The organism is Bacteroides sp. RTP21281st1_H5_RTP21281_210402 (assembly GCF_040918965.1).
GTDB lineage: Bacteria > Bacteroidota > Bacteroidia > Bacteroidales > Bacteroidaceae > Bacteroides > Bacteroides congonensis.
This window is the reverse complement of record NZ_JBCOWR010000007.1, coordinates 108,952-125,995: the sequence shown is the minus strand read 5'-3', so window position 1 is coordinate 125,995 and position 17,044 is coordinate 108,952. Positions and strand designations below refer to the sequence as shown.

Here is a 17,044-nt window from a genome sequence, read left to right as displayed (position 1 = left end):
ATTTATTATCAAACATATCAAATGAAAGCAGTTCAAATTGTCAACCCCTCAGAAATGAAGGTGGTTGAACTGGAAAAACCGACCGTTGGCGCCGGTGAAGTATTAGTAAGAATCAAGTATGTCGGTTTTTGTGGTTCGGACTTAAACACGTTCCTAGGCAAGAATCCGATGGTGAAATTACCCGTGATACCGGGGCATGAAGTAGGGGCGGTAATTGAAGAAATCGGATCGGGTGTTCCGGCAGGTTTCGAGAAAGGAATGAATGTGACGCTGAATCCGTACACTAATTGCGGTAAATGTGCTTCCTGTCGGAATGGTCGTGTCAATGCCTGCGAACATAACGAAACGCTGGGAGTGCAACGCAATGGAGTGATGTGCGAATATGCCGTATTGCCTTGGACAAAGATTATTCCGGCAGGCAATATCTCTTCCCGTGACTGTGCGTTGATTGAACCGATGAGTGTCGGATTCCATGCCGTATCACGTGCGCAGGTAATTGATAACGAATTTGTGATGGTGATTGGATGTGGCATGATCGGTATAGGCGCAATTGTACGTGCTGCCCTAAGGGGAGCAACGGTAATTGCTGTCGATTTGGATGACGAAAAACTGGAACTGGCGAAGAAAGTCGGTGTATCTTATGTGGTTAACTCTAAGACAGAAAATGTACACGAGCGGATACAGGAAATAACGGAAGGATTCGGTGCTGATGTCGTGATTGAAGCTGTCGGAAGTCCGGTCACTTATGTAATGGCAGTGGATGAAGTCGGATTCACGGGGCGTGTGGTTTGCATCGGCTATGCCAAGAGCGAAGTGGCTTTCCAAACGAAGCTTTTCGTACAGAAAGAATTGGATATCCGTGGTTCCAGAAATGCGTTGCCAGCAGATTTCCGTGCCGTAATCAATTATATGAAAGAAGGGAATTGTCCGGTGGAAGAACTGATTTCGAAGATAGCAAAACCGGAAGGGGCTTTGGAAGCTATGCAGGAATGGACGGCGAATCCGGGAAAGGTATTCCGTATCTTGGTTGAGTTCTGATAAGTTCTTTTGATAAGTATAGTTGTTGATACCCGTTGTTCCGGGTATGTAATAAGTGAGAGGAGGCTGAAAACAGTCTCCTCTCTTTTGGAAATGGGGTAATGTAACATGAGTAAATATAGATGTAACATCCTTTATCCGATATGTAGCATCACAAAGAAATCATGTAGCATACTTTGGGTAATATATCTGTTTGCATTTTCTATTTTTGTGATGTGGAAGATAACAAGAAACATTTTAAATAATTAGCTTTCAAATAATAGATAATGTAGCCAGTTAATAAAAAAACGATGATTATGCTGAAAACAAAAATCAACACTATTTTACTGTGTACTCTTTTTACATTGTTCTTCCCGCTATCAGCCGGAGCACAATACCGTAATCCTATTCTTTATGCTGACGTGCCCGATATGTCTGTGTGTCGCGCAGGTGATTACTTTTACATGGTTTCCACTACTATGCACCTGATGCCGGGAGCGCCTGTCATGCGTTCGCCGGACATGAAACATTGGGAAACTATCAGCTACGTATTTCCCCGCATTGACGATGGTCCCCGTTATGATCTGCTCGAAGGCACTGCTTACGGGCAAGGACAATGGGCATCATCTATCCGCTATCATGACGGTAAATTCTATGTATGGTTTACAGCCAATGGTGCGCCCGGACGTGGGTTTGTCTATACTGCGACAGATCCGGCCGGTCCATGGAAACTTCTTTCGCGTCCTCCGCATTTCCATGACGGTTCGCTTCTGTTTGATGATGACGGGCGGGTGTATCTCTTTCACAGTACGGGACAGCTTACGGAGTTGAAACCCGATTTGGCCGATGTACTTCCCGGTGGCATCAATCAGCAAATATTTGAGCGGGATGCTGACGAACAAGGGCTGTTGGAAGGTAGTTCCGTCATCAAGCATAATGGAAAATATTATTTGTTGATGATTTCTATGGATTGGAGTATTCCCGGCCGTCTGCGTCGTGAAGTATGCTATCGTGCCGATAAGATTACCGGACCTTACGAAAAGCGTGTCATTCTTGAAACGGAGTTTGACGGGCATGGCGGTGTTGGTCAGGGATGCATCGTAGACGGGAAAAACGGTGAATGGTACGGGCTGATTTTTCAGGATCGTGGCGGGGTAGGGCGTGTACCGTGTCTTATGCCTTGTACATGGACGGAAGATGGTTGGCCTATGCTGGGAGACAAGGACGGGCACATTCCGAATGATACCATTTTATCGTATATGTCAATGGATGGTATCTGCGGTTCGGATGATTTTTCCGCTTCCGGGCTTTCCCTCTATTGGCAGTGGAATCATAACCCGGTCGACCGTGCATGGAGCCTTACCGACCGTCCCGGATTTCTGCGTTTGAAAACCTCTCGTGTGGTAGATAACCTGTTTGTTGCTCCCAATACGCTGACTCAGCGTATGGTAGGACCGAAATGCATGGGCACTGTCAGTCTCTCTCTGGGGGGAATGAAAGATGGTGACCGTGCGGGATTGTCGGCTTTTAATGGTGACAGCGGTGTGCTTACGATTGAAAAGAACGGAAATAAACTGTCTCTTGTGATGAGTGAACAGAAAAGCGTGTTTGAGAAAACGAAGCGTGCCATTAGCCGTGTGGATATAACCGAACAAGCCCGTATACCTCTTAACAAAGAGCTTGTCTATTTGCGTGTGGAAGGTGACTTTACCAATGGACGGGATGAGGCTCGTTTTTCTTATAGTCTTGATGGGAAAGCATGGATACCTGTCGGTCTGCCTGTCAAGATGAAATTTGACTACACCCGTATGTTTATGGGCAGTAAGTTTGCCATATTTAACTATGCTACACGTTCTGTGGGCGGTTATGTAGATGTGGACTCCTTTGATTATTCGTTCTGTGATGCGTCAATGTAACACACAAATATGTATTTGTAACCAATGAAACATTGTTTTATTGGAAAATAGGCTATTTTTGTTTCCAAATTAATCATAACTAATAAGTATAATATTATGAAAAGAGGTTGGATACCGATTATGGGTGTTTGTTTGGTGTTATCGTTTTCGGCATGTAAGCAATTGCTGCCTTACCAGGACACTTCTTTAACGGCAGAACAACGGGCGGAGGATTTGTTGCCCCGGTTGACTTTGGAAGAAAAAGTATCATTAATGCAAAATGCGTCACCTGCTATCCCCCGACTGGGAATTAAAGAATATGAGTGGTGGAATGAAGCGTTGCACGGTGTGGGACGTGCCGGATTGGCTACTGTTTTTCCCCAGTCTATCGGTATGGGAGCTTCTTTTAATGATTCATTATTATATGAAGTGTTCAATGCCACTTCCGATGAGGCTCGCGTAAAATCGCGTATTTTCGGTGAAGGTGGCGTGCTGAAACGCTATCAGGGATTAACATTCTGGACACCGAATGTCAATATATTCCGTGACCCTCGTTGGGGACGCGGTCAGGAAACATACGGTGAAGACCCTTATCTGACAGGACAAATGGGAATGGCTGTAGTCCGTGGCTTGCAAGGACCGGAAGATGCCAGGTATGATAAGCTGCACGCATGTGCCAAGCACTTTGCTGTTCATTCAGGTCCAGAGTGGAACCGGCATAGTTTTGATGCGGAGAATATAGATCCCCGGGATTTATGGGAAACCTATCTGCCTGCTTTTAAAGATTTGGTACAGAAAGCGCATGTAAAGGAAGTGATGTGTGCCTACAATCGTTTTGAGGGAGAGCCTTGTTGTGGCAGCAATCGCCTGTTGATGCAAATATTGCGGGATGAATGGGGATACAAAGGCATTGTAGTCTCTGACTGTGGAGCGATTTCTGATTTCTATAGGCCGGGAACGCATGGGACTCACCCGGACAAGGAACACGCTTCGGCTGGTGCTGTGCGGGCAGGCACGGACCTTGAATGTGGAAGTGAATATGCTTCACTGGCGGATGCTGTAAAAGCCGGTTTGATTGACGAAAAAGAAATAGATATTTCATTGAAACGTTTGTTGACAGCACGTTTTGAACTGGGAGAAATGGACGAACAACCGGCCTGGGCGGAAATTCCAACCTCTGTGTTGAATAGTAAGGAACATCAGGCATTGGCTTTGCGTATGGCTCGTGAATCATTGGTGCTCTTGCAGAATAAAAACAACATCCTGCCTCTGAATACCAATCTGAAAGTAGCCGTTATGGGACCTAATGCCAATGACTCCGTGATGCAGTGGGGAAATTATAACGGTATTCCGGCACATACGGTTACCTTATTGGAAGCTGTCCGTGCCAAACTACCGGAAGGACAAATCATATACGAACCGGGTTGTGACCGTGTGGACGGAAAGACACTCCAAAGCCTATTTGATGAATGTAGTATGAATGGTAAACCCGGTTTCTTGGCAGAATATTGGAATAATCGTGATCGTGAAGGGGAAGTGGTTGCTACCGATCAGATTTCCACTCCGTTCCATTTTGCGACAACAGGGGCTACTACATTTGCGCCCGGTGTGGAAATAACTAATTTCTCGGCTCGTTATGAATCTGTCTTTCGTCCTTCGCAGTCGGGTGATGTTGCTTTCCGTTTTCAATTGGACGGTGCGGTGACACTTATTATCGACGGCGAACAGGTGGCGGAAAAAGTATATGTAAAGAATCCGACGAATCTTTATACCTTGCAGGCAAAAGCTGGAAAAGAATATAGGGTCGAATTTCTGTTCACTCAGCGGAATGAAAGGGCAACCCTTGATTTTGATATGGGCAAAGAGATGGAAATCAATCTGGATAAGGCTGTAGAGAAAGTAAAAGATGCCGATGTGGTTCTTTTTGCAGGTGGAATTTCTCCAAGTCTGGAAGGAGAGGAAATGCCGGTTGCTGTTCCGGGATTTAAGGGTGGTGACCGTACGGATATTGAACTTCCGGACGTTCAACGTGATTTGTTGAAAGCTTTGAAGAAGGCTGGTAAAAAGGTTGTCTTTATCAATTATTCCGGTTCAGCTATCGGACTAGTGCCCGAAACGACTACTTGTGAAGCGATTCTGCAGGCATGGTATCCGGGACAGGCGGGTGGTACAGCTATCGTTGATGCTCTTTGGGGAGAGTATAATCCCGGTGGACGCCTGCCAGTCACTTTCTATAAGGATGTGAATCAATTGCCGGACTTTGAAGACTATTCCATGAAAGGGCGTACCTATCGATATATGCAACAGCAACCACTTTTCCCATTCGGTCACGGGTTGAGTTATACTGACTTTACTTATGGAGAAGCTAAATTGAGCAAGAATACAATCGCCAAAGGTGAAAATGTAGTATTGACTATTCCGGTAAGCAATGTCGGGCAACGTGATGGAGAAGAGGTGGTTCAGGTTTATTTGAGACGTCCGGGTGATAAGGAAGGTCCCCGTTATACCTTGCGTGCTTTCAAACGCGTTCATATTCCGGCAGGGAAAACTGAATCAGTAGCTATTCCTCTTACTGGTGTGAACTTTGAATGGTTTGATGTAGAGTCGAATACGATGCGTCCGTTGGAAGGTACTTATGAATTACTGTATGGAGGAACTTCTGATAGAAATAAGTTGAAAACGATTGTAATGAACGTACAGTAATACCGCTTTGGAATTTTGTTTATTTTTACAGATAGACAATCCGGATTTATTTATTGAATGAATAAAGAAAGAACGACCTTGTTCCTTTAAAAGGAACGGGTCGTTTCTTTTAAACCAAGCCCCCGTTTCTTTTAAACCAAGCCCCCGTTTCTTTTAAACCAACGGGGGCTTTCCTTTAAAGGAAAATGAATATTTGCTAATTATTGATATTCAGCATTTTATATGATGGAAGATAAAAGTGCTGAAATAATAGGTAATGTAGTTATTTATCTTACCATTTTTCTGTTTTGGGGCTTTTTGTTACATCAGAAAAGAATCATGTTACATGTCTGTGATAAATGTAACCTGTATATAGATGCCTGTATCATGATTGTACATATATGATAAAACCGAATCGATACATTTGCAAACACTACTATGGAACAGAAAATTATAGAAAATAAAAAGTGATAATATGAGAACATTAAAATTGATTTTGTCGGGCTGGCAATCCGTGGGGCTTGTCGTATTTTTTATGCTGTTTTTTAATATGGAGGTGAGTGGCAAGGGTAAAATAACGAAAAATGCTCCTGTCTTTACGCAATTTATTTATCAGGGGGAGGATGCTATTTATCAAAACAATCCTTTAAAGCCGGGTGAGTTCTATAATCCTATTTTGCAGGGTTGCTATCCCGATCCGAGTATAACGCGGAAAGGTAATGATTATTATTTAGTGTGCTCATCTTTTGCTATGTTTCCCGGGGTACCTATTTTCCATTCTAATGATCTGGTCAACTGGAAACAAATTGGTCATGTGCTGGACAGAATGTCACAATTAAAGGTTGAAGATTGTGGTATTAGTGCTGGTGTATATGCTCCTGCTATAAGATATAATCCCAATAATGATACGTTTTATATGATAACCACTCAATTTTCCGGTGGCTTTGGAAATATGGTGGTAAAGACAAAGAATCCGGAGAATGGCTGGAGTGATCCGATCAAACTTCAATTTGAAGGCATTGATCCTTCTCTTTTCTTTGATGATAATGGCAAGGCATACGTGGTACATAATGATGCTCCTGCTAAAGCAAACGAGCGTTACTCGGGACACCGTGTCATAAAAATATGGGATTATGATGTGGAGAATGATAAAGTGGTTCCGGGGACGGACCGGATCATCGTAAACGGTGGCGTCAATATAGAAGAAAAACCGATATGGATTGAGGCTCCTCATATCTATAAGAAAGATGGACGTTATTACTTAATGTGTGCGGAAGGAGGAACCGGAGGCTGGCATAGCGAAGTCATTTTTGTAAGTGATCATCCGAAAGGACCTTATCTTCCGTCAAATAATAATCCTATTTTAACTCAACGTTATTTTCCTGCAAATCGGGCGAATAAAGTAGACTGGGCTGGTCATGCAGACTTAGTGGAGGGACCCGACGGAAAATATTATGGTGTATTTTTAGGAATACGCCCCAATGAGAAGAACAGAGTGAATACCGGACGCGAAACTTTTATTCTTCCGGTGGACTGGAGCGGAACATTTCCCGTTTTCGAGAATGGGCTTATCCCTATGAAACCTACATTGAAGATGCCTTCGGGAGTAGAGAACCAAACAGGAAAAAACGGTTATTTGCCTAGTGGCAACTTTGTCTTTAAGGATGATTTCTCCGATAAGACATTAGACTTAAGATGGATTGGTCTTAGAGGTCCTCGTGAAGAATTCGTTGATATGACCGATAAAGGGTTGCGGATCATCCCTTTTACCTCAAATATCAATGAAGTGAAACCTACTTCTACCTTGTTCTACCGTCAGCAGCATAATCAATTTACAGCGGCAGCGACCATGGAGTACAAACCGAAAAATGAGAAAGATTTTGCCGGTATAACATGTTATCAAAATGAAAGATATCACTATGTTTTCGGTATCACTAAAAAGGGAAAAGACTATTACCTGATACTGCAAAGAACCGAAAAAGGACAAGCGAGTGTCCTGGGTGAGATGAAAATAGAAACAGAGAAACCTGTGACACTGCAAGTAACAGCCAATGGAGATGATTATCGTTTTAATTATTCGATTGATGGAAAGGGTTTCATAAATTTAGGAGGAACCGTTTCCGGTGATATTCTTTCTACTAATGTGGCTGGTGGCTTTACAGGAGCAATGATTGGACTGTATGCAACATCTGTTGGTAATTAATTAGAAACCTTATTATTCTATAATTATGAAAATACATCATCTATTTTGGGGTATATGTTTATGCTTCAGTACAAATGTTTTATTCGCACAGAACTATCAGAAAACATCGTCCGGCATCAAAACCACTGTAAATGCAGTGGATATAGAAGTACAATTTTTTGCGCCTGCTGTGGCGAGGATAATAAAGTCTCCGGAAGGTGTTGCCTATGAAAAAGAGAGTCTTTCTGTAATTGCCAAACCTGAAAAGGTGAGTTTCAAAGCTGATATACAAGATAATAAGATTGTATTGAACACCAGTGAACTAAGTGTCAGTGTGGACACCGGGACGGGAATTGTTTCTTATTTCTCAAAGGATGGCAAGTCGTTATTGGCAGAGAAATCCGGTATGCAGTTTATTGATTTCGATGATGCCGGGACAAAAACTTACCAGGTTTATCAACCTTTTGTATTAGATAAGGAAGAAGCCATTTATGGTTTGGGACAATTGCAAAATGGAAAGATGATTCAGCGGAACATGACTAAAAATCTGGTACAGGGTAACGTTGAAGATGTGTCACCTTTCTTCCAGTCTACTAAAGGATATGGTGTGTTTTGGGATAACTATTCGCCGACTCTTTTTACGGATAACGAAGTTGAAACATCTTTCCGTTCTGAAGTGGGGGACTGTGTGGATTATTACTTCATGTATGGGAAAAATGCCGACGGTGTTATAGCACAGGTACGCAGCTTGACCGGGCAAGCACCGATGTTTCCATTATGGACTTATGGTTACTGGCAAAGTAAAGAAAGATATAAGAGTCAGGAGGAAGTGGTAGACGTTGTTCGTAAATATCGTGAATTGGGTATTCCTTTGGATGGCATTATTCAGGATTGGCAATATTGGGGGCATAACTATTTGTGGAATGCGATGGATTTTCAGAATCCGACTTTCAATAATCCTCAAAAGATGATTGAGGATGTCCATGCGATGAACGCACACATGGCTATATCTATCTGGTCGTCATTCGGACCGATGACCAAACCTTATAGAGAATTGGACAAAAAAGGGATGTTGTTTAATTTCACTACCTGGCCGCAATCGGGATTGGAGTCATGGCCCCCCAATATGGAATATCCTTCCGGTGTAAGAGTGTATGATGCTTACAATCCCGAAGCGCGTGATATTTATTGGAAATATCTGAATGATGGAATTTTCAAGTTGGGAATGGATGCCTGGTGGATGGACTCTACCGAACCCGACCATTTGGACTGGAAGCCGGAGGATATGAATACCAAAACCTATCTGGGCTCGTTCCGTAAGGTGCGCAATGCTTATCCGTTGATGACTGTCGGAGGGGTTTACGACCATCAGCGTGCAGTGACTTCGGACAAACGGGTGTTTATTTTAACCCGTTCGGGATTTTTGGGGCAACAACGTTATGGTGCAAATGTATGGAGTGGTGATGTCGCTTCCACATGGGAGAGTTTTAGAAATCAGATTCCTGCCGGATTAAACTTTTCTTTGTGTGGTATGCCTCACTGGAATAGTGATATTGGTGGCTTTTTTGCAGGACATTATAATAAAAGCTGGAATGATGATAGTGCTTCGAAAAATCCATTGTATCAGGAACTTTATGTGCGTTGGTTGCAGTTTGGAACGTTCAATCCGATGATGCGTTCGCACGGGACGGATGTTTACAGGGAAATCTATAAGTTCGGAAAGAAGGGTGAGCCTGTATATGATGCTATCGAGAAGATGATAGGTTTACGTTACTCTCTGTTGCCTTATATTTATTCTATTTCTTGGGAGGTGAGCAATCGCCAATCGAGTTTTATGCGCGCTTTGATGATGGACTTTGTGGATGACAGAAAGGTGTGGGATATCAATGATGAATATATGTTTGGAAAATCGATCCTGGTGGCTCCGATTGCTCATGCGCAATATACACCGGAGGCTGTGGTAAAGGTGTCTGAAGAAGAGGGATGGAACAGGGATGGAGCGAAAAAAGCGAAAACAGACGTTGCTGTGGATTTCATGGAAACGAAATCTACCAAAATATACTTACCGGCAGGAACTCTATGGTATGACTTCTGGACGAACGAGAAACATGAAGGCGGAAAGGAAATTACCAAAGAGACTACACTTGATGTTATTCCATTGTATGTAAAAGCGGGTAGTATTATTCCTGTCGGTCCACAAGTTCAATATGCAACTGAAAAACCGTGGGATCATCTTGAATTGAAGGTATATGCGGGTGAGAATGGAAACTTCATTTTATATGAAGATGAATTTGATAATTACAATTACGAAAAAGGAGCTTATACGGAAATTCCAATCTCTTGGAATAATGCATCTCGTAAATTGACGATAGGGGCAAGAAAAGGTGCGTATGAGGGAATGTTGAAGAACCGTAAGTTTACTGTAACCCTTCAGGACGGAACTCAAAAAAGCGTCGATTATAATGGGAAGGCAGTTTCTGTAAGGTTTTGATTGTAATAGAATGTGTGATTATGTCAGTAGAAAGGAATCTGAGAAATAGAAATATGATGAAGTTTTTTATAGTAATGGCTATGTTATTGGGTAGTAGCGTTGCAAGTGCAGAAAATAAACAGATAACAAGTCCTGATGGAAAGTTGGTAGTAACAGTCTCAGATATGGATGGAAAACCTTCTTATTCTGTCAGTTATGACAATGTTCTCTTTTTGAAGTCATCTCCATTGGGGATTATTGCAAATATAGGAGATTTTTCATCGGGGATGTCGCTGGAGAAGAATGTTTCAACCAATAAAATAGATGAAACATACGAGTTGGCTTCTATTAAAAAGAGCAAGGTACATTATGTGGCGAATGAAGCTGTATTTTCGTTTACACAACAAGGGAAAACAATTTATGATGTTATATTCTGCATAAGTAATAACGATGTTGCTTTTAAATATAGGATGTATCCGCAAGGTGAGACACTAAGTTGCGTGGTTAAGCAAGAAGTCACAGGATTTGTGTTTCCTGACGGAACCACCACTTTCCTTTGTCCGCAAAGTAAACCGATGGGAGGATTTGCCCGTACTTCTTCAAGTTATGAGACGTCTTATACGGCAGATGATGTCGCAGAGAAAAATGGCTGGGGAGAAGGATATACATTTCCCTGCCTATTCCGTAATGGGGATAACGGTTGGATGCTTGTTTCCGAAACGGGAGTAAATAGCGGGTATTGTGCGAGCCGTTTGCTGGGGCACAAAGGAGGAGTATATACAATCGGGTTTCCGCAAGAAGGTGAAGCAAATGGGAATGGTACGGTTTCTCCGGGGATAGCATTACCGGGCGAGACGCCTTGGCGTACTATTACTGTGGGCAAGACTTTGGCTCCAATAGTGGAGACAACGGTTCCTTTTGATGTTGTAAAACCGCTTTATCCGGCAAAAGGAGAGTATACGTATGGACGGGGTTCATGGAGCTGGATTATCGGTATGGATGGAAGTACTAATTACAAAGAGCAACTCCGGTATATTGATTTCTCGGCAGCAATGGGGTACCAATCTGTGTTGGTGGATGCCTTGTGGGATAAACAAATAGGACGTGATAAAATTGAAGAATTGGCTAAATATGGGAAGGACAAAGGGGTAGCTCTTTATTTGTGGTATAATTCGAATGGGTATTGGAATGATGCTCCGCAAACTCCGAGAGGTATTATGGATAATGCGATAGCCCGACGTAAGGAGATGAAATGGATGCAAAGCATTGGTATCCGTGGAATAAAAGTTGACTTTTTCGGAGGTGACAAGCAAATGACTATGCAGTTGTATGAGGATATCTTGTTGGATGCAAACGAGTACGGCCTTCTGGTTATTTTTCATGGATGCACTTTGCCTCGTGGCTGGGAACGTATGTATCCTAACTTCGCATCGAGTGAGGCTGTATTGGCTAGTGAAAATCTTCATTTCTCTCAAGGCAGTTGTGATAATGAGGCCTTTAATGCTACCTTACACCCGTTTATTCGTAACACGGTAGGTAGCATGGATTTCGGAGGTAGTGCATTGAACAAATATTATAATGCGGATAATGCTCCACGGGGAAGCCGGCGGGTGACATCAGATGTCTACGCACTGGCTACGGCGGTTCTATTTCAGAGTCCGGTACAGCATTTCGCTTTGGCACCGAATAACCTGACCGATGCTCCGTCGTGGGCAATTGATTTTATGAAAGAGGTTCCCACGACTTGGGATGAGGTACGTTTCATTGACGGTTATCCTGGTAAATACGTTATTCTTGCCCGTCGTCATGGAGACAAATGGTATATTGCCGGAGTAAATGCGCAGAAGGAAACACTGAAACTTAAAGTTAATTTGCCGATGTTCTCCAATGGAGAAAAGGTGAGACTATTTAGTGATGATAAGGCATTGCAGGGTAGCGTAAAACAAATAGGAATAGGAAAGAAACAAGAATTGCAACTATCTATTCCTTGCAATGGCGGAATACTGATTACTAAGTAGTTTATTATGAAATGTAATATGAAGTATATTGTTGTATTTATATTCTTTTTCTGCATATTGGAGGAAGTCCACGCAAAGAGCCGGGTAGAATATAGAAAAATGCCATGCACAATGTTGCAAGGTATTACAGAGCGGGAATATACGATATATTTGCCGGATGATTATTATTTATCCGATACCTGTAGTTATCCGGTATTATACTTATTACACGGTGGGAATTGCTCGAATACAGATTGGGTTCATTGGGGTAATTTACAGGTGGTTGCTGACTCTCTGGTTGCCAAAGGACTGTCATCTAAGATGATTATCGTATGTCCGGAAGCGAATAAGAATAATATGATTTGGTTCAATGCTCCCCATTGGAAATATGAGGACTTTTTCTTTTACGAATTTGTGCCTTATATTGAAACTCATTACAGGATAAAGTCTGAAAAGAGATTCCGGTCAGTTGCCGGATACTCGATGGGCGGCGGAGCATCTATTGTGTATGGTCTATATCATCCGGAGATGTTTAATGTTGTATATGGTATGAGCAGCTATCTGCGCAGTCAGTATTTAGAGTTTCTGAAAGATGATCCTTCTGCTCCATGGCGTCAGCAATTAATTGATGATAATAATCCGATTCACACAATACAGTTAGGGACTGCAAACGAGATTTTGAAGTGGAAAAAGATACATTGGTTTATCGATTGTGGAGATAAAGATTTTACATATGAAGCTAATGTGGATCTGATTAAAGCTTTTCGCGACCGGAATATCCCTTATGAATTCCGGGTGAAGGGAGGAGGACACGATTGGAATTATTGGCGTATAGCGTTGTGCGATGCTATCGTTTATGTTTCACAAAAAATGGATTTATGACAATGTTGTTTATGAAGAAAAAATATCAGTTAGAACGATTTTTTGTGACATGGGTAATGATTCTGTTTATGATCTTAACAGATGCTTTCACTGCTTTTGCACAGGTTAAGCAGGCTACTGCTCTTGTAAATGGTATTTCTTGTGATTTGGAACAAGGCATATTAAAAGTAGAGTTTGTGACTCCGGATGTGGTAAGAGTTCAATATACGGGGGAAAATACGTTTATGGGAAACGGAACGGATGTTTGTTTGTCACGTGCAGTTGATAATCCTGTTCGTTGGGTATATACCCCAAATCCGGATTGTTATTTATTAAAATCGGATAGCTTGATAGTCAGAGTTGATTTAAGTACTGCTTCTATCACTTATTTGGATAAAGAGGGGGGATTATTATTGCAGGAAGATCAAAATATACCTCGAATCAGTGAAAAGAGAGTGACGAAGCAAGTCATATATGATGAACATTCAAAACATATAGAGAAAACTGCGGATGGTGATAAAGAAATAAAAAATGTTTTGCGTTATGATACCATAGGGCATACCTGGAAATATAGGATCAATTTTAAATGGCAACCGTTGGAGGCTTTATATGGGTGGGGAGCTCACATGGAAGACTATATGAATCTGCGTGGTAAGGAACTTTATCTGTGCCAGCATAATTTGAAAGCTATGGTACCGGTGCTAAATTCAACAGCCGGTTATGGATTACTGTTTGACGCGGGATGTGCCATGATGTTTAAGGATAACTCGGAAGGGAGTTTTGTAGAACTTGAAGCAGCTAAACAGATTGATTATTACTTTATGAAAGGTAAGACGATGGATGCTGTGGTTGCTAATTATCGTTTATTGACAGGCAATTCTCCAATGATGCCTCTCTATCTTTTTGGATATATTCAATCTAAAGAACGCTATGTCAGTTCCGATGATTTAATTAATACCTTAAAAGAGTATCGCCAAAGGCAAATACCGATCGATATGATTGTACAGGACTGGAACTATTGGCCGGAAGGCCAATGGGGGAATATGAGTATGAATCCTAAATTCTATCCGGATAAAAGAAAACTGGCAGATGAAATTCATTCTCTACATGCTAAATTAATGATATCAATATGGCCGAATGCCATGAACTGTCCTCAACATGAGGAATTTAAACGAAAGGGATGGTTGTTAAGCGGCACCTCTGTCTATGATGCTTTTAATCCGTTGGCAAGAAAATTATACTGGAGCTATGCGAATAATGAGTTTTTTGATAACGGCTTTGATGCTTGGTGGTGTGACGCTTCAGAACCATTGGATGCTGATTGGACTTTTATGAAGGATGGTTATGGAGCGGATAATCATCGGCAACGTTGGGAGTTAAACACGAATTTGCTGAATAGTGTATTGGGGGCAGAGCGAAGCCAGTTGTATTCATTATATCATGCGAAGGGAATTTATGAGAACCAACGTTCTACAAATGAAGATAAGCGTGTTGTAAATCTTACCCGTTCTAGTTACGCAGGTCAGCAACGTTATTCTACAATAACGTGGAACGGTGATACTTATGCAACTTGGCAATCTTTTGCTCAAATGATTCCTGCCGGGTTAAATTTTATGGCTACAGGCTGCCCTTATTGGACAGTAGATATTGGGGCCTTTTTTACAAAAAATGGACCTCAATGGTTTTGGAAAGGCGACTATGATAAAGGAGTGGCTGATATGGCTTATCGGGAATTATACACTCGTATGTTTCAATATGGAGCGTTCTTGCCGGTGTTTCGTAGTCATGGTTCCGATACTCCTCGTGAAGTATGGCGTTTTGGTAAACCGGGTGAACCTTTTTATGAAAGTTTGATTAAAATGATTCATTTGAGATATCGCTTACTTCCTTATATCTATTCTTTAGCAGGCAAGGTTCACCGTGAAAATTATACAATGACCAGAACACTTGCGTTTGACTTTGCCAAGGATATGCAGGTCGCTGATTTAAAAGATGAATTTATGTTCGGACCAGCTCTATTGGTTGCTCCTGTCACCAATCCTATGTATTATTCGGTGGATTCCCATCCTTTGGAAAATGTAGATAAGGTGCGTCGTGTGTATTTGCCGGATGGAGCCGATTGGATTGACTTTTGGACCGGAAAAAAATATAAGGGCGGACAATGGATTGTCGCTGAAACAACGATAAATAAAATTCCTCTATTGGTGCGTCAAGGATCTATCATTCCAATGGGGCCGGTTATGCAATATACATCGGAAAAAATAGATGCAGAGTGGGAGATACGGGTTTATCCGGGAGCCGATTCTTCATTTACGGTCTATGAAGATGAAGGCGACAATTACAATTATGAGAAGGGGGACTCTTCAAGTTTTGAAATAATTTGGAATGATAAAAATAACACATTGACAATCTCTGACCGGAAAGGTGGATATTCCGGTATGACTGTATCTCGCAAACTGAAGTTGGTAAAAGTTGATAGAAAGTCGGGAATAGATGTGACAGAAAGTATCAATGGAAAGACCATAGAGTATAGAGGAAAACAGCTGAAAATAAAAATGTAAAGTAGTAGAATCTAAAACCATTTAAAATAAAAGAATATGAGAAACTTAAAATTTTTAGGCGTGTCGTTTTTGTTGGCAATGACTGCCACTACTTCAGGAGTGGCACAAAATCCTATTATCCAGACAAAATATACCGCCGATCCGGCTCCGATGGTATATAATGATACCGTTTTCCTTTATACAACTCATGATGAGGATGATGCCGAAGGATTCAAAATGTTGGACTGGTTACTTTATACTTCCACCGATATGGTCAATTGGACCGATCATGGAGCTGTCGCTTCTCTGAAGAGTTTTGATTGGGTGAAACGTGATAACGGTGCTTGGGCAGAACAAGTCATCGAACGTAATGGCAAATTTTATATGTATTGCCCGATTCATGGTAATGGTATTGGCGTATTGGTCTCCGACTCTCCTTACGGCCCTTTTAAAGACCCATTGAACAAACCGTTGGTTTGGCAAAAGGAGCATTGGGATGATATTGACCCTACTGTATTTATTGATGATGACGGACAAGCGTATATGTATTGGGGCAATCCGAATGTTTATTATGTGAAACTGAATGAGGATATGATTTCATATTCGGGGGAAATTGTACAAGTGGAAAATAAACCGGAACATTACCAGGAAGGTCCGTGGGTGTATAAACGGAACGGGCATTATTACATGGCTTTTGCTTCAACTTGTTGCCCGGAAGGGATTGGCTATGCCATGAGCGACAAAGCTACCGGACCATGGAGTACAAAAGGATATATTATGCGTCCAACAGAGCGGAGTAGAGGAAATCATCCTGGAATTATCGATTATAAAGGTAGCTCTTATGTATTTGGCCTAAATTATGATTTGCTTCATTTGGAGACTTTGGAGCATAAGGAACGCCGTTCGGTATCTGTTGCAAAAATGCAATATAATCCGGATGGAACTATTAAGGAAGTTCCTTATTGGCAGGAGACGAAACTGGAACAGATTGAAAACTTTAATCCTTACCGTAGAGTGGAAGCTGAAACGATGGCTTGGGGATATGGTCTTAAAGCTGAAAATCATAAGAATGGTGGTTTGTATATAACCGATATTGATGATAATGAATATCTGTGTGTGCGTGGTGTCGACTTTGGCAAGAAGGGAGCAAAGAAATTCAGTGTAAGTGCAGCTTGTGTTGAAAAAGGCGGAATGATAGAAATTCGTCTGGACAGCACTGAAGGTCAGGTAATAGGCAGTGTCAGTATATCACCGACAGGAGGACTGGATATATATAAACAGATGTCAGGCCGGATAAAGAATGCAAAGGGTGTACATGATCTTTATTTCTGCTTTAAAGGAGAGAAAGGAAACAAACTTTTCAATCTGGATTATTGGGAATTTGAATAGCTTTTTATAAA

Annotated in this window: 9 protein-coding genes; all 9 read left to right on the top strand. The window is 41.8% G+C overall.

The genetic code is table 11. The annotated features are described in order from the left end of the window. Positions 1–21 precede the first annotated feature (21 nt). The 9 genes from AB5443_RS12215 (at position 22) to AB5443_RS12175 (ending at position 17,033) form a co-directional block, all read left to right on the top strand. Positions 22–1,038: a zinc-binding alcohol dehydrogenase family protein gene (locus AB5443_RS12215; protein WP_368113599.1), complete on the top strand. Its 1,017-nt coding sequence runs from the start codon at positions 22–24 to the stop codon at positions 1,036–1,038. Positions 1,039–1,334: 296 nt separating this feature from the next. Further along, a complete protein-coding gene (locus AB5443_RS12210; RefSeq protein ID WP_368113598.1) occupies positions 1,335–2,933 on the top strand; it encodes a glycoside hydrolase 43 family protein in 1,599 nt (532 codons plus the stop codon). A 96-nt stretch (positions 2,934–3,029) separates the two neighbouring features. Beyond that, complete coding sequence (gene xyl3A / locus AB5443_RS12205) at positions 3,030–5,615, top strand: xylan 1,4-beta-xylosidase (protein ID WP_368113597.1); 2,586 nt, start codon at positions 3,030–3,032, stop codon at positions 5,613–5,615. A gap of 454 nt (positions 5,616–6,069) precedes the next feature. Beyond that, positions 6,070–7,797: a glycoside hydrolase family 43 protein gene (locus AB5443_RS12200; RefSeq protein ID WP_277132685.1), complete on the top strand. Its 1,728-nt coding sequence runs from the start codon at positions 6,070–6,072 to the stop codon at positions 7,795–7,797. 25 nt (positions 7,798–7,822) lie between these two features. Beyond that, the gene (locus tag AB5443_RS12195) at positions 7,823–10,267 is read left to right on the top strand and encodes a TIM-barrel domain-containing protein (RefSeq protein ID WP_277132683.1); all 2,445 of its coding nucleotides are present in this window, start codon (positions 7,823–7,825) and stop codon (positions 10,265–10,267) included. Between the two features lie 20 nt (positions 10,268–10,287). Further along, entirely contained in the window at positions 10,288–12,264 is a 1,977-nt protein-coding gene (locus tag AB5443_RS12190) for a glycoside hydrolase family 97 protein (RefSeq protein WP_277132681.1), read from the top strand. Between the two features lie 111 nt (positions 12,265–12,375). Next, positions 12,376–13,125, top strand: coding sequence for an esterase family protein (locus tag AB5443_RS12185; RefSeq protein ID WP_277132679.1), 750 nt, complete (start codon positions 12,376–12,378; stop codon positions 13,123–13,125). Positions 13,126–13,136: 11 nt separating this feature from the next. Next, a complete protein-coding gene (locus AB5443_RS12180; RefSeq protein WP_368113596.1) occupies positions 13,137–15,665 on the top strand; it encodes a TIM-barrel domain-containing protein in 2,529 nt (842 codons plus the stop codon). A 36-nt stretch (positions 15,666–15,701) separates the two neighbouring features. After that, entirely contained in the window at positions 15,702–17,033 is a 1,332-nt protein-coding gene (locus AB5443_RS12175) for a glycoside hydrolase family 43 protein (protein ID WP_277132675.1), read from the top strand. The last annotated feature ends 11 nt before the right edge of the window (positions 17,034–17,044 follow it).

What these genes read in the sequence shown, in the direction of transcription:
- AB5443_RS12215 (WP_368113599.1), top strand. Translation starts at nt 22, where the DNA reads ATGAAAGCAGTTCAAATTGTCAACCCCTCAGAAATGAAGGTGGTTGAA.
- AB5443_RS12210 (WP_368113598.1), top strand. Translation starts at nt 1,335, where the DNA reads ATGCTGAAAACAAAAATCAACACTATTTTACTGTGTACTCTTTTTACA.
- xyl3A (WP_368113597.1), top strand. Translation starts at nt 3,030, where the DNA reads ATGAAAAGAGGTTGGATACCGATTATGGGTGTTTGTTTGGTGTTATCG.
- AB5443_RS12200 (WP_277132685.1), top strand. Translation starts at nt 6,070, where the DNA reads ATGAGAACATTAAAATTGATTTTGTCGGGCTGGCAATCCGTGGGGCTT.
- AB5443_RS12195 (WP_277132683.1), top strand. Translation starts at nt 7,823, where the DNA reads ATGAAAATACATCATCTATTTTGGGGTATATGTTTATGCTTCAGTACA.
- AB5443_RS12190 (WP_277132681.1), top strand. Translation starts at nt 10,288, where the DNA reads ATGTCAGTAGAAAGGAATCTGAGAAATAGAAATATGATGAAGTTTTTT.
- AB5443_RS12185 (WP_277132679.1), top strand. Translation starts at nt 12,376, where the DNA reads ATGTTGCAAGGTATTACAGAGCGGGAATATACGATATATTTGCCGGAT.
- AB5443_RS12180 (WP_368113596.1), top strand. Translation starts at nt 13,137, where the DNA reads ATGAAGAAAAAATATCAGTTAGAACGATTTTTTGTGACATGGGTAATG.
- AB5443_RS12175 (WP_277132675.1), top strand. Translation starts at nt 15,702, where the DNA reads ATGAGAAACTTAAAATTTTTAGGCGTGTCGTTTTTGTTGGCAATGACT.